Annotated in this window: 11 protein-coding genes; 4 read left to right on the forward strand and 7 right to left on the reverse strand. The window is 48.3% G+C overall.

All coding sequences use genetic code 11. From position 1 onward, the window contains the following. Window positions 1-30: 30 nt before the first annotated feature. Entirely contained in the window at window positions 31-909 is an 879-nt protein-coding gene (locus ACJJIL_RS05210) for a LysR family transcriptional regulator (RefSeq protein WP_444925584.1), read from the reverse strand. Between the two features lie 166 nt (window positions 910-1,075). Here ACJJIL_RS05210 and ACJJIL_RS05215 point away from each other — a divergent pair, with 166 nt between their 5' ends. The 4 genes from ACJJIL_RS05215 (at window position 1,076) to ACJJIL_RS05230 (ending at window position 9,494) form a co-directional block, all read left to right on the forward strand. Continuing rightward, window positions 1,076-3,055, forward strand: coding sequence for an acetoacetate--CoA ligase (locus tag ACJJIL_RS05215; protein ID WP_445361330.1), 1,980 nt, complete (start codon window positions 1,076-1,078; stop codon window positions 3,053-3,055). Window positions 3,056-3,162: 107 nt separating this feature from the next. Further along, window positions 3,163-3,537, forward strand: coding sequence for a hypothetical protein (locus ACJJIL_RS05220; protein ID WP_108734070.1), 375 nt, complete (start codon window positions 3,163-3,165; stop codon window positions 3,535-3,537). Between the two features lie 150 nt (window positions 3,538-3,687). Next, a complete protein-coding gene (locus ACJJIL_RS05225; RefSeq protein ID WP_445361331.1) occupies window positions 3,688-5,487 on the forward strand; it encodes an autotransporter assembly complex protein TamA in 1,800 nt (599 codons plus the stop codon). Next, the gene (locus ACJJIL_RS05230; protein WP_445361332.1) at window positions 5,487-9,494 is read left to right on the forward strand and encodes a translocation/assembly module TamB domain-containing protein; all 4,008 of its coding nucleotides are present in this window, start codon (window positions 5,487-5,489) and stop codon (window positions 9,492-9,494) included. The genes ACJJIL_RS05225 and ACJJIL_RS05230 overlap by 1 nt, the downstream gene beginning before the upstream one ends. Window positions 9,495-9,534: 40 nt before the next feature. Here ACJJIL_RS05230 and ACJJIL_RS05235 read toward each other — a convergent pair whose 3' ends face one another. From ACJJIL_RS05235 to ACJJIL_RS05260, 6 genes are all read right to left on the reverse strand, one after another. After that, window positions 9,535-10,296, reverse strand: a complete 762-nt coding sequence (locus tag ACJJIL_RS05235) for a hypothetical protein (RefSeq protein WP_444914408.1) — start codon at window positions 10,294-10,296, stop codon at window positions 9,535-9,537. 178 nt (window positions 10,297-10,474) lie between these two features. Beyond that, entirely contained in the window at window positions 10,475-10,948 is a 474-nt protein-coding gene (locus tag ACJJIL_RS05240) for a hypothetical protein (protein ID WP_444958364.1), read from the reverse strand. Between the two features lie 88 nt (window positions 10,949-11,036). After that, window positions 11,037-12,164 (reverse strand): acetyltransferase domain-containing protein, encoded by a 1,128-nt coding sequence (locus tag ACJJIL_RS05245; protein WP_445361333.1) that lies wholly within the window; start codon window positions 12,162-12,164, stop codon window positions 11,037-11,039. A 485-nt stretch (window positions 12,165-12,649) separates the two neighbouring features. Further along, window positions 12,650-12,979, reverse strand: coding sequence for a YceK/YidQ family lipoprotein (locus tag ACJJIL_RS05250; RefSeq protein ID WP_282933728.1), 330 nt, complete (start codon window positions 12,977-12,979; stop codon window positions 12,650-12,652). A gap of 260 nt (window positions 12,980-13,239) precedes the next feature. Beyond that, a complete protein-coding gene (locus ACJJIL_RS05255) occupies window positions 13,240-13,725 on the reverse strand; it encodes a DUF6892 domain-containing protein (protein ID WP_444936387.1) in 486 nt (161 codons plus the stop codon). Between the two features lie 141 nt (window positions 13,726-13,866). Continuing rightward, window positions 13,867-14,628 (reverse strand): thiaminase II/PqqC family protein, encoded by a 762-nt coding sequence (locus ACJJIL_RS05260; protein ID WP_445361334.1) that lies wholly within the window; start codon window positions 14,626-14,628, stop codon window positions 13,867-13,869. Window positions 14,629-14,686: the final 58 nt, after the last annotated feature.

A 14,686-nucleotide genomic window follows, 5' to 3' on the forward strand; every position in this document is an offset into this window, starting at 1 on the left:
CTCAAATAAGTAGAGGCACTTTTATAGACCTCAACCAGTAATCGCGGATAAAAACGCGGTTGCTGGTGCCGACAAGGTGCCTCGGCTCTTTAATAATATCCCCACCTCCTGACTCACTACTGGTGCCGATAGCGGCAGGCATTCCAGCCCATATTCCCGAACCTGTGTTTCGCACAAGCTCGGCACTGCACTAATCCCCATTCCCGCACGTACTAACTGGCCGATTGTGCTTAATTGATTAGCTTCGCAGATATAGTGAACGCCTTTGCCACTTTGCCCGAAGGCCTCATCGGTCCAGCGCCTCACCGCTGAGCCGCGGTTCATAGCAATAAAAGGAAAACTGGCCAGGTCACTCCAGCGCACTTTTCCTTTTTCGCTGAGGGGGTGCTGGGATGGTATGACTGCGATAAAACGATCCCTGTGTAGGGGCACAAACTCAAGCCCGCCTAAATCCTCGGGGCGAAAACTGATGCCCAGCTCCGCCCGGCCATCCTGCACCGCTTGGGTTACTCGTTCCATCACCACATCTTCCAACAGGATATTGATTTGTGGGTGTTGGCGGTGAAAATTGGCTAATAATTGGGGGAGTTGGTTGAGTGCATAGGCGGGAATTACTGCCAAGCGCAGCTGCCCACGCTCCAGGCGAAAGGCCTGCTGTACCGCATCCAGGGATTGATCCCAGTTGTGCAGTAGTTGTTCGGCGCGGGAGAGGAATTCCTCGCCCTCCGGGGTGAGAGTGAGTTGGCGGGCTTCTCGACTGAAAAGCGGGCCGCCAGTCGCATCCTCCAGATTGCGGATGGCAATGGACAGGGCTGGCTGAGAAGTGTGCAATTGAGCGCTGGCCTGGGCCAGGCTGCGGCTGCGGGCCACTGTGACAAAGGCGCGTAGTTGTTTGATCGTGGCACTCACAGCGGCAGGTTCCTGGGGAATTGATAGATTTAGCTATGTTAACTTTTATTTAACAAATCTAAAAAAGATTAAAATAGTTTTAAGTGGTGGGGCAGGGCATGATTGCTCCCCTTGTGCCCGAGAGGGCGATTCGAAAACACAATAATGAGCCACAAGGTCTGTTGAAATGAAGGACAACTCCCAGCCGCTCTGGCAACCCAGCGCAGAGGCTATTGCCGCCACTCAGATGGATGAATTTCGTCGTAGGGTCAACCAGCAATACCAGCTGGATCTCAATGATTACGCGGCTTTATACCAGTGGTCAGTAGATAATCGCGAAGCTTTCTGGCGGGAGTTGTGGGATTACACCGGAGTTATTGCTGCAGATAAGGGTGATGAGACACTCAGTAACGATTCCATGCCCGGTGCGCAGTGGTTTCCACAGGCACGCCTGAACTTTGCTGAGAACCTGCTGCGTTATCGCGATGACAAGGCTGCCCTGGTCGAGCGCCTGGAGAACGGTAGCCGCCGTGAGCTGAGCTACAAGGAACTGTACGATCGGGTGGAGCGCCTGTCAGCGGCCCTCGTTGCCCAGGGCGTTGTTGAGGGAGATCGGGTAGCGGGCTTTATGCCCAATGTGATCGATACCGTAGTGGCCATGTTGGCCACCACCAGCCTCGGTGCTATCTGGACCTCCTGCTCACCAGACTTTGGTATCAATGGAGTATTTGACCGCTTTGGCCAGGTGCAGCCGAAAGTACTATTTGCCTGTGAAGGATACTTCTATAACGGCAAGGTTATTGATTCATTGCCGCGTCTGCGCGAGATCATGCAGCGAATCGAATCCATAGAAACTTTGGTAGTGGTACCGGTTGCGCGCTCTGAAGAGGAAACTGCTCAGGTACTAGCGGCAGAGCCGCTGGGTAAGGCGGTACTGCAGCAAGCTTTTGAGGCTGCGGCGCCGGCTCGCGAACTCTCCTTTGTACAAACAGAATTTAATCACCCCCTGTACATCATGTACTCCTCAGGTACTACTGGTGTACCCAAGTGCATCGTCCACGGAGTGGGGGGCACTTTGCTCCAGCACCTGAAGGAGCATCGCTTGCATGGCGATCTGCGCCGTGAGGATACACTTTTCTACTTCACCACCTGTGGCTGGATGATGTGGAACTGGCTGGTGAGTGGCTTGGCTTGTGGGGCGACTCTGGTGTTGTTTGATGGCTCACCTTTCTACCCTTCATCCCAAAGTCTATGGGATATGACCGATGAAGAGGGAATCAGTGTGTTTGGTACCAGTGCCAAATATATTGCTGCGCTGGAGAAGAGTGGCTGCAAACCCCGGGAGACCCACAAACTGGAGAAATTGCGTGCGGTGCTCTCCACAGGCTCTCCGCTGGCCCACGAAGGCTTCCGCTATGTCTACAGAGATATAAAAGCAGATCTCTGCTTATCCTCTATTTCCGGTGGCACCGATATTGTGTCTTGCTTTGCCCTTGGCAACCCAACTCTACCGGTCTATGCCGGTGAATTGCAGTGTCGCGGCTTGGGTATGGCGGTGGAAGTCTGGAATGATACGGGCAGTCCAGTGGTTGAAGAGAAAGGGGAGCTGGTTTGCTCCAAATCCTTCCCCTGTATGCCGATTGGCTTCTGGAATGATCCAGATGGAGCCAAGTACCGCAGTGCTTACTTTGAAAATTGGCCTGGTGTATGGGCGCATGGGGACTATGCCGAGATTACGGCACACGGTGGTGTTGTAATCTATGGCCGCTCCGATGCAGTACTCAATCCCGGTGGTGTGCGCATTGGAACCGCAGAGATTTACCGCCAGGTGGAGAAAGTCGAGGAGGTGCTCGATAGTATCTGTATCGGCCAGCCCTGGCACGACGATGTACGGGTAGTGCTGTTTGTGGTTTTGCGAGAGGGTGTTGTACTGGACGAGGATCTGACCCAGAAAATCCGCTCCACGATTCGCGCCAATACCACGCCTCGCCATGTGCCGGCCAAGGTGATCCAGGTGGCCGATATTCCGAGAACTATCAGCGGTAAGATTGTGGAACTGGCTGTGCGCAATGTGGTGGAGGGTAAACCGGTTAAAAATAAAGAGGCTCTGGCCAACCCTGAAGCCTTGTCGCTATTTGAAAAGCTGCCGGAGTTGGCAGAGGAGTAAAGTTTCGTTAGGAGTAAGGGAGCGTAACCCTGCGCCATTTAGTTTGCTGCGGTTCTGCGCTACCCTTCACTTTATAAACACCAATAATTCACGGTAGAAAAACGGTCATGGTTACTTATTTGTACTGGGCAGCGGTGATTGCCCTGGTTATTGCTTCTCTTTTTATCGGCAGTCGCCTGGGCAGCCTTAAAATCGGCGCAATCGTGGCTGCGGTTTTCTTTGTTGGCGGCTGGCTTGCCTACTATTTCCACTATGAGCAGGTTTTCGTGAAGCGTTTTGGTGGGGTCATGCGTATCTCTGTGCCCGATGGGTACCGCCATATCGGCGCCACCTGGAAAGAAGATAATTTGTGGATCGAGAATTATAACCCCAAGACTAACCAGTGTATTTTCACGGAGTATTCCAAAGGAAATATTCTGGAAGGGCGGGTGATTATCCAGGATTGTAATCCCTTAATGCCCAGCCAAGGCACTCAGCCATAGAAGTCCCAAACGCCGAATCGGCTTATTGGCTGCTCAATAAGTCGATTTAATTATCCCAGCTGTCGTCATCAGCTGGATATTCCAGCCTACGGAGGGAACGGATACCCGGATTTTTTGCGGAGTAGCCGCTACTGACACTGGATAAAGATCTTGCGAATTCTCTTTGTCTCCCTACTTGTTGCCCTTCTAGCGCTGCCAATGCAGCTGGTAGCAGCAATCCCATTTTTTGATCGCTTGCCGGGTTTTACCCTGCTGGTGCAGGGCGATCCCCAACTGCAGGAAAAATTGACCTCCGAACTCAACGAGTTGCGCAAGAACAGTAGTGCGCTGGAAAACTACGAAGATCCGGCAGATATTGCGCACTATGAGCGGGGTAACCTGGAAAAATTACTGCGTGCGCAGGGATATTATGATGCCACTGTGTATGAGTCTGTTTCTGGCAACCAAATTTTCTATAGTGTCACTCCCGGCCCCCAGTACCATATCAAGAGCCTGGATATTGATATGCCGGCCGGTTTGCGGGCAGGCTTTAGCGGCCTACCTATCCATGTTGGAGATCCCCTGATTGCCAGCAAGGTACTTGAGGGCGTAGAAAAAATTACCAAGTACCTCAATGAAAATGCCTGTCTGCTGAATGTGGATGTCAGCTACCAGGCAACGGTGATTCACCGGGAAGCTGCTGCGAGACTGGAATATCGGGTGGCACCCAGTCCCGAAGTCCATGTTGGCCAAGTCCGTATTGAAGGAGTCACCTCTATCGAAGAGGACTACCTGTTGGATAAGGTCAAGATTAAATCCGGAGATTGCTTCAGCCGCAGTAAACTGGATGCTGCGCAGTTGCGTCTGCTGCGCACCAACTTAATTGCCAATGTAAATACTGAAGTTTCTGAACCCTACGATGGGTTGGTGGATGTTACTTTTGTTATTCAGGAGCGCAATCACCGCACCATAACCTTGGGGGTGGGGTACACCTCTGATGAGGGAGCCGGTATTTCAGCAGCCTGGGAGCATCGCAATGTTTTCCATCGTGGGGAAAAAATTGAAGTCGAAAGTAAGCTGAACGAGGTAAAGCAAACCCTGGAAGGCAAGCTCACTATTCCCCGTTTCTTCCATGACAAGCAACGCTTGACCGCCAGTATTGCTTTGGAAGGTGAGGATGTTGATTCCTACCGTTCAGAGTCCCTGACATTCAGTGCACTGGTATCGAGAAAAATCAGTAAGCATCGCACGCTGAGTGGGGGCGCCGAGCTGAAATTCAGTGAAGTGGACGAGAAGGTGGAAGGGGCAGTTGAAGCAGATGATCCCGATGAAAACTACACACTGTTAGCTTTCCCCCTGGGCTTTAAATTAAACACGACAGACAAACCCCTGGATGCCCGTCGTGGCGCCACTTCTGCGCTGGAAGTAAAACCCTATATCGATCTTAGAAATACCAATACCACCTTTGTAAAAAATACCCTACAGCTCACTGCGTATAAAACAGCCGATGACTGGCGTTATAAGCCCACCTTGGCAATAAGGTTGAAAGCCGGGGCAATTACAGGGGAGTCGAATCTTGAGCTGCCTGCGGATGAGCGCTTTTATGCCGGTGGTGGTGGCTCCGTGCGGGGTTATGGTTACCAGGAGTTGGGTCCGCGACTTATTGAGATTAATGATGAGGGTGAGGAAACCCTCTCCGATGCTATCGGTGGTCGGGGACTCAGCGAGATTTCTTTTGAGGGCCGTTTTCGTTTTACGGATACCTGGGGAGGTGTGATTTTTCTCGATGGCGGCAATGCCTATGAGGACGCAGCGCCCAAGTTTTCCGACCTGTTTTGGGGAACGGGTTTTGGCGTGCGCTATATCACCTCCTTTGCCCCCATCCGCATGGACATCGCCTTTCCCCTCGATCGCCGTGAGGGCATCGATGATCGCTACCAAGTGTATGTGAGCTTGGGGCAGGCATTCTGATGCGCTGGTTGGGCCTGTTTGGGCTGGGCGTTGCCCACTGGGTTGGTGCTTTCCTGCGTGGGCTCTGGCGCTCTCTGGGTGCTGGGGGTTCCCTGGTAACAGGCATTTGTCTGTTCCTCCTGATGTCCGCTATCTATTTCCTCAGCACGGAACCGGGGCGCGTCGGCCTTACTCGTGGGGCTTTTTACGCTGCCGAGCAATTGGTGGACGACCTCGAAATTGAGGCAGAGGGAATTCGCAGTGAAAAATTAGGATTTTGGTTTTTCGAGCGACTGAGAATTGACTATCGAGCTAATACGCTTGCCGAAGCCCAGGACCTGGAAGTCAACCTCAACAGCTTGTCCCGAGATCCCATCGATATCGAGCGAGTCGGGGCCAAAGATTTACTGCTCAACCTGAATATCCTCAATGAACTTCTCTCTGCGCTAGCGGATTCTGGCGAAGAGGAGGTTGAAGTTGTCAGTGAGGATCAGCCATCGACTACTTGGGAGTTGCTAGTTCCCGGGTTTCGCTTGGCGCAGCTGGATATAGCTCGCCTACAATTGGTGGACAGCCGGTTGACGGGGATTCCCCCTGTTGCTATTCAGGCTAACGCCCAATACCGCTGGCAGGATAAACCGGCGCAGCTATTTATCGAAGTGAGTGAGCTGAATGGTTCCGAGTTTAATCTCACTGTAAATGGCCGGATGCAGGGCGAGCGCTTTGTAATCGATTTCTCTACCAGTGAGGTGGGCCAGGGGTTTGTCAGCCGACAGCTGCATCTGCCGGAAAATCAGGTATTGGATGCTCGCGGCGAATTATCCCTGCGTAAGCAGGGTGAAAAACTGCTGCTGGATATTAATTCGATCGCAGCTCCTCTAGCAGAACATCAGCTGGATCTGACAGGGAGTATCGAAGCCGATATTAACCCCTGGCGCTTATCTTCAACGGGGATTTGGCTGCGAGTGGATGAGCGGCGCAGTACGATTAAAGGCAGTATCAGCGCGGACGGTGTCAATGGGACAGTTAATCTCAATCAAATCCCGCTAACGCTTTCCCGCCCTTGGCAGGATATCCTGGACAGTGGTTGGCTCAGCGCAGATTTTTCAGTGCAGGGCTCCCTGCAACAGCCGAATATTAATGGCAGCTTACAAGTGGAAAGCAGCTATCGGCAGCAGCCCCTGCAATTGGAAGGCCGGGTCGATACCCAGGCAGGTGTGATTGACTTGCAAGCCTTGTCTTTACACTTTGCCGGTGCACGGATCGAAGTGCTCGGTAGTGTAGATATGAATTTGAAAGCACTGGATTTGGTGGGAGAGATTGATGAGTTGGGAGTTGAAGAAATTCGCCGGCTTGCAGCTTCGCTACCCCGGGCTGATAGGGTAGATATCCCCACTGCTTTATCCGGCACCTTGCACCAGTTGCGTGTGGAGGCCATCGGCTCATGGAAAAACCCAAACCTCAATTTGTCCCTGAGTGCAGTGAGTGTTTACCACGACTTACAGGGTGAGTTGTCGGCGGCGATAAGTGGAAACCTGCACGCGCTGACCATTGATGAATTGGTGTTTACCGGTGAGAAGCTAAATCTGGAAGTGATCGGTCAGCTTGATATTGAACAGAAGCAGCTGGATTTACACGGGCAGATCGACGGCAAAAATATCAGTTTGCGCGATGACCTTGGAGTTACCGAGGCAGAGGGGGTAAGCCTAGGGGGATCTTCCGAAGTAACGGTCCAGGGGGAGTGGAGTAATCCCCAGGTAAGTATTTTACTGGATTCCAATGGCGTCGCGCAGGATTACCCCTTTAACTTAAAAGGGGAAGCCAGTGGCGATATGGACCTGATAGAGGTCAGTGACCTGCGATTGGAGTTATTTACCAACGGCAATGGCAACCAGTTTGGTTCATCCTCAAGCAGAGGCCCTCAGTCCCCCGTGATTGCCTCAGGTTTTGATAAAGGGGAGCCGGAGCCCCTACAGAGCCAAAGCCGCCTGACAGCCCTCGCTGAAGATGCCCAGCAGCTGGGTCGGGTGGGGGTGGCATTGCTGCAGGCCGATGGTTCTATCGAACCTAGGCAAGACCGATTACAAATTGATATGGGCGCGCGCAATCTACCGCTGTTCCTGGTAGATATTGTCGGTCTCTCTCTCCCTAACTCCCTTGAAGGGGAGTTGAGCTTGGATGGCAGGGTTGATGGGGCTATTTCAAACCCGCAGATTAAAGCCAACCTGATCGCCCAGGGAGAATTTCATCTGGAGCCCTGGCATGTACAGGGTACTTTGGACTATGCAGACAGGAGCCTGGTAACTGATGGTATCGAGCTGCTATGGGCGGGTCGCAACCAATTATCGATACTGGGTAGCTTGAATGCAGAGCGACTGGATTTAGAGTTGCGCGGCCAGGGTGATCTATCGGATTTGGCGAATAGTTTTTCTAGCGGTAGGGCGGGTAATGGTGATGTCAGCCTTTATGCCAGTATTGGTGGAAGCCCCAAGCAGCCTGAATTCCAAGGGGAGTTGCGAGCTACCGGAGAAGCCCTGGGGCGAGGGCAGCGCGGAATCCAGGTTCAACCGCTTTCGATAGTATTGGATTGGCAGACAGAGAATGGAGAGCTGGATGCATCCCTGATTGCCCAACACGGCGGTAGCAACGCAGTAAATAGCCAAGTAAGTGTATTGATTGCACCGATCTTCGAGCAACTATTTGCTGAGAATAATCAAACTGGTGGCCTGCGAAATGTGCCCTTTCAATTGCAGGGGCGCGGTACGGCCGATTTGTCAGTGATTGCCGAATATATTGATCCCCGTGTCCACCGTATGCGCGGCTTGCTCAGTTTCAACGTTGACGGTACCGGGAATTGGCAGCGTCCTCTATTAACCGGTGATATCGAATTGAGTAATGGCCGCTATGAGCACCGACCGAGCCATACTCGCATTGCGGATATTAACTTCTACGCACAGCTGTCTCCTGAGGAGTGGCGGATTGTACGAGGAAGCGCTACCGATGGTGATGGTGGGCGGATAAACCTGGGAGGGGCGGTCTTTTTACCTCCGGATAGCTCGCCCCGTTTTGACATCGTATTAAGCCTCAGTCGGGCCCACTTGCTGAACTCACCGGGAGTACGCGGTGCAATATCCGGTGATGCCCGTTTGTCGGGCTCAACCCAGGATGCAGAAATTACCGGGCGATTCACTTTGAAGCCGCTGGCCTTACAGATTGAGCAATGGATTGGCAGCAGTGTTCCGGAAATCCAGGTGGTGGAAGTTCAGGTTGATGGCCCACAGGTGCAGCGATCTTCTCCCCTGTTTAGCAAAATCGGATTGGATGTAGAGATTGTTTTGGATCAGCAATCCTATGTGCGCGGACTTGGCTTAAATTCTCAATTGCGCGGCGTGGTGGATATTCAAGGCACCGCAGATAAGCCAAAAGCCTCTGGCGAATTAACAATTGTTCGCGGCAGCTTTGATTTATTCGGTAAGAAATTTGATCTGGAAGATGGAGAAATTCGCTTCGAGAATAATGAGGTCGCTATCCTGGTTGAAGGTGTCTATGAATATAGCGATGGAGAAATAACCGCGCAGATATCAGGTACTGCTGCGGACTTGGATATTACATTTACCTCTGACCCCTCGGCCTCTCAGGATGAGATACTGGCGCAATTGCTTTTTGGGAAGTCATTATCAGATATTTCACCTTTACAGGCTGTTCGCTTGGTTAGTGTTGTTCGCAGTTTGCAGTCGGGTCGAGCGGTATTGGACCCTATCGCCAAGACACGCGAGCTGTTGCACCTGGATACACTCAATATTGAGCAGGAGGAGGGAGATGAAGGTGATGAGTACGCATTGAGCTTGGGCAAATATATTACCAATCGAATTTATGTGGAATTACAGAGAAGTACCGATCCTCTCAGTCCCTGGCAGGCGGAGATGCAAATAGAACTTAGGGATAACCTCAACCTGGAGTTCAAAAGTGCCGATGACGGTGACAGTGGTTCCGGTAGTGTAGAGTTACAGTGGAAAAAAGATTATTAGGGTTTTCGCCACTAACCCCCTATCGTTGTAGAAAGCATCGCTAATATTTGGTGATTAGCATATCCGTTATTTTTAACGTGCAACCTGGCTGAGGTGGATTGTTGACGCCCCAGTTGTCGATCACGATCATCATGGATTCATCAAAAATTACAGGCCCCTTTTCCCGGTAGGCATGCCAAAGCTGATTTGAATCATCGCACTTAGACGCAGATGCTTCACACACTCTTATATCCCATTGATAGGTTCCACTAGCTTCACCCGATATGATTTTCCTGGATGTAAAAGTTATATGCTGTTGGGCACCACTCTTCACCTGTAGGGGACCTGTTTGGCTTGTCCACGCCGCCTGTTTGGGAAGCCCTCCCCAATTGGAAGCGAAACCTCCCGGACCATTGGAGCCTGTTGTTTCTACAAAATCGACTTCCCGCTGCCCCCCGGCCCAACATCCACCGGGTTGTCCACACCAGGGGAACATATAAACGGCAATCCACTCTTTAGCACCACATTTACCTGGGGGCACGTCAACCTTAAAGTCAATTGCAGAAATATCTTTCATTCTAATCTCGGTATTCCCGCACTGAACCGCAGATGTATAAGCGCAGGAGCCTTTGGTATCGCCATCCATAATAATAACAGCGGATCCTTCCGTATTGCTTGGTTGAAAGCTGATTTTAGTGCAGCGATTGTTCTTGGCCACTTTGTCATCTTGATGATTGAATATGGGCTTACATGTTGTTGCTGATGCCAGATTTAAGGTAGATAGGGCAGCAAAGATCAGGAAGAGTCGGGTTGCTTGTAGCATGGCGTGGAGCTTGCAAACTATAAAACTCAATAAATTATAGTTTGTGTCTTGATGATCAGGCTTTAGTAGAAATGTTTAGCCTGTCAATAAGATCAATTTTGGCTGGTAGCATAAAGGTCACTTTCACTTATCCAGAAGGTAACCTTTTTATAGATGAAGTCCAATGATCATTGAGTGCTTACAAATGATTCTGAACGTAACTTAAAACATCTGTTGGAGTGCAATTGTCCATAAATCTATCTTGCAGGCTGTAGGCCATTTTTTCCAGAGGTGCACCGTTGTAGCCGTAGGTCTGAATTTCACTGATATAACGTTTGATAAATGACTCTGCTCCCAAGAGAGACCATTGGTGGACATGGACTAACTCATGGAAATGGAGGGAAATGTCCGCAGCAAAAGGTGTTTTGACAAAGTAGGTATCTTTGTAAGTGATACCGGCTACTTCCATGTCGACAAAGTCACCCAGACCAGCCTGGTAGAGCTCGGGAAACCTCGGTTTTGGAATATTATCAACCACTACAAAGTAGCTTTTGCTAAGAAATTCTTCCGTATAATACCCTGAAAACTTCTCTGTGAACCTTGCGCAAGATTGTCTCTCTTCTTTGAAGTCTATCAGTGTTTGATCAATCCAATGGTCTATTTTTTGCAACATCTATATCGTCCTGATTGGGAGGCAACTCTGGGGCTTTACTCACCCCAGAACAGAATTTTCAATATACGAAATAAAGTCGTGCTGAGAGTTATACGTAGGAGTATATCACCGATCCACTTTCTTTTTTCTTTTGAAGATATTTCTTACAGGGATAGTAAAGTATCGCAATCAGAGTAATCCAGTAAGCATAGGTTCTCAGTAAGTTAGGTGTGTAGTCCTCAGGCCATACTTTGGAGCCGTTAAAGAAATTGGTTGCTACTCCAAACTCTAAGTAGCTCCATAGGTGTGCGGACAGATTGATCACTGGGACATGGAGTAAATAGAAGAACAATGAGGCCTGCCCAAAGAGGAGCAATACATCCAGTATTCGGTTTTGCCGATTTTCAACGATAGCCATGATCAAGAAAACTATACTCATTGTCATAAGGATATAGCTGAACGACATTGGGTATTTGGCGGTGTTGATAAAGCCCAGAAGCCCCTGCTGTGAACTCCAATCATTGGGGTCGCCAAAGCCTATTAGTCTAACCACAATAAATATAATTGATAGCGCAGTTGCTGTTGTTATTAGTAGACGCACTCTTTGCTTGTTTGCCATCTCGTAAAGAGGCCCAAATACATAACCAAGGTACATAAGAGCAAAGAGGGGAATAATATTGTAAGCAGCAAAAATCCCGGTGTTGAATTCGAAAAGTCTAAAACTAGTGCGTACATGTGCAAGAATCCAAAGCCATTCATAGCCACCTAATAGCTGGCGCATGAAGTCATCATTCAGGTATCCATGCAAGGATATTACGGCCAGGCAAACGATGGTGGTCCATATCATTGGCAAATAGATTAAGCCCGCCAGTATGATCATGGATACGCCCAGGGCCCAGATTACCTGTACAAAAGCGTAATTATAAGCAAACTGCCAAGAGAGGTTTACCAAGGTTAGTTCGAGGATAACTAGTACTAACCCTCGAAGTATTAAGAATTTTGCCAACTCCGGCTTGGAGTTAAGTTTTTTACCGTGAAAGTAGGCACTCAATCCTGTAAGAAATATAAATCCAGGGGCACATATATGCGTGATCCAACGAGTTAAAAACAAAGCGATGGAGGATTGGGATAGGTCCAATGGGTCAAACTGGGTTGAAGTCCAATAATCTCGAGTATGATCGAGGGCCATAATAATTACTAATATACCTCTAGTGATGTCTATTGCTGGATATCGCAATTTGTTATCTCCAAAGTTAGTGAGTTCTATAGCGTTTTCTCTCTAAGGGTTCTTTTTACCTTGAGGTTGGAATCTAGAAATAAGACAGTTAAAGGAAGCTATAAATGATGTCTCTCGGTCTTTGCTTATTGTTGTTTAGGGGCAGGTGGGAGCTGTCTGCTTTTCATATTGTACATCTATTCTTCAGGCAACAAATTGCTTTTTAGTTATGTGATAGGAAGATGGAGGGACGATAGTACAGGTATTTTGGTTCTGGCAAGCCCAATAAATTTTGCCCATCTAATAATCAATATTATTTAAATTGCTTTGTTTTTGCTTTTAGCCTAGGGGCAGCTAGAGGCCGGATCATGGATTTACAAGTAAGACAAAATCAGTGATCACGGCCTGTTACGAATGAATATATTTTCTGTGCTTGAAAGAGAGGTTTTTAAGTGGGGCAGTTATTAATAACTGCTTCAAAATTATTAAGCTACAGGTGGGGCTTATCAGTTTACTTTGATATTACCATGCTTCGCCTGAGTCACTACGGTATACGGCAAAACAACGGTATCAGCGGCTACAGAAAAAACAGCATCTATAGCTACCAGTGGAACACGGTTGATAGTTGATCCAGTATTTACAGTCTGACTGGGTTCGCTATTTAGCAAGCAAAAGGAGTAAGAGGTTCCGCTATAAACTCTTGGAATACTTTCGCAATAGCTTTTGTGGCCTCTATGAGTGATATCTACCTGATTATTCTTAGGGTTAACTGTCTTCACTGTGGCACATGATACACAAACTAGAGAGGCTGATACTAAAGAAATAATACGTTTCACAAACTAATCCTTGCTGATGTGATCTTTTGCGGGACTATAGAGTAGTGTTTTCTAAATTAGTTCCAGATTTTGCGTGTACTATAAGTAATATCTGTATTCAATTGGAAGTGAGGAAAGTCAAAATTTTCACATCTGAGGTTTACTTTGTCGCTGCTTGGCGGTATCTCAAACTCAGAACATTAGTTTCAAGTAATGGGCAGGCTGATATACGATATTGGTTAGAATTTAAATATTTTTTGCCTGATAGTAATTTTTTAGAGTTATACCCATTTGGCCTCTATGCCTTTTCTTTTGAAATCTTCTAAAATTTCTGGATTTTCTTCATTGTAGAAAAGTATGAGCTTTTTCAGGTTTGGTAGGAGGTTTGTGTCTTCGGTGGAATGGATATCAAAGTCGTCAGTAGTTCCACACCAGAAGGGAATGATTTGTAACCAGATATGGCCACCCCCATCCTGATGAAGGTCAGTTATATCCTTTAGCCATTCTTTCTTAATTTGAATGGACCGGAAGTGGTCGAGAGCTTCGGGGATAGGCTCGTACCCTTCTTCTTCTATATCTATATTTCTTTTGGTGTAACTATCGGCAAACTGAAAAATATCGAATTCAGGCTGTATTACCTTATAATGGTACATTAACTTATCCAGGACTAATAACCTGAAGTTTTCATCCTTGAATTCCGCATATTCACTCATTTTTAAGTCTACCTTTACTTTCCATATAAGTATTGTGAGATCCATTTTTTTCATTGTCTACAATATATTTCGTAATAGGGGAAGTTCTTTCGGCTTGAGAGAATAAAAGTAGTTTTTACTAGGTCAATCAAGAATTTTAGGTATATCTTTGGCGGTTAAGTAATGCCGATAAGTTAGAGAGTTTGAGCTATCGTACTAATTGCGAATGTTGCTTGTTTCAAATGCCCGCCAAAACTCCCGTTCATAGGCTTGGATTAACCGCACGCGAATGGCAATATCATTTTCTCGAACACCTGAAGCTAGTCCTCTTGCAATTATATCGATAGCCTGTTCCCTAAACCCTTCTGGAAGTTGGCTAAAAGTCATTAAGAAACTGAGCTGTTCATTGGTAAAGCGTTTATTTTGTTTGAGAGCTTTTGCAACGCGCTCAGCATTTTTGCCAAAACTCTGAAAGTTGATTAACAGGGCAGCGGCAATTTCGGCGGGTGTAGCGTAGTTGGCTAGCCAGGTAGTATAGGCTGGATAGGCTTGGGCACCTGCGAGTGGTTGGTATTGGGCGATCTGCTCGGGTGAGATACCCAATGCTTGAATCAGGTTAGGTAACAGGGTATTAGCTTGAATTTCTGCTGTCGTAATTCGAGTAAAAAATGCTCTCGTACTATGTCCCGGTAAGCCACCAAAACGATGCAGAGATAGTGCATTACTTCTCAAGTCCGATAAGTTAATAAGGCGTTGCTCCATTGCAAAAGCCTGTAACTTAGCGTCCGGTAGAGTATTTTTTTCCAGCTGTAGAACAAAGACAGGAGTAGGGCCCTTGAGATACAGTTTTTCAAGGCGCTCTATCAGAGCCTTTGCATCCTGTTGGTTTGTGGCGATATCTGCTGTGGCCGGTTGAGTCATGGCCAAAAGAACAACCAGTCCCACAAGAGCGAATCTTAAACAATGCGTATTGGCCACTATTCCAACTCCGCTGGTGCACGAAATAAGCATAGCAGGAGGACAGAAACCGGACTGG

This window comes from Microbulbifer maximicatervae (SeqCode), from assembly GCF_052468095.1.

Excerpts from the sequence above, each read along its gene's own strand:
- ACJJIL_RS05235 (WP_444914408.1), bottom strand. The coding sequence starts at position 10,296 with ATGCTACAAGCAACCCGACTCTTCCTGATCTTTGCTGCCCTATCTACC.
- ACJJIL_RS05230 (WP_445361332.1), top strand. The coding sequence starts at position 5,487 with ATGCGCTGGTTGGGCCTGTTTGGGCTGGGCGTTGCCCACTGGGTTGGT.
- ACJJIL_RS05215 (WP_445361330.1), top strand. The coding sequence starts at position 1,076 with ATGAAGGACAACTCCCAGCCGCTCTGGCAACCCAGCGCAGAGGCTATT.
- ACJJIL_RS05240 (WP_444958364.1), bottom strand. The coding sequence starts at position 10,948 with ATGTTGCAAAAAATAGACCATTGGATTGATCAAACACTGATAGACTTC.
- ACJJIL_RS05220 (WP_108734070.1), top strand. The coding sequence starts at position 3,163 with ATGGTTACTTATTTGTACTGGGCAGCGGTGATTGCCCTGGTTATTGCT.
- ACJJIL_RS05255 (WP_444936387.1), bottom strand. The coding sequence starts at position 13,725 with ATGAAAAAAATGGATCTCACAATACTTATATGGAAAGTAAAGGTAGAC.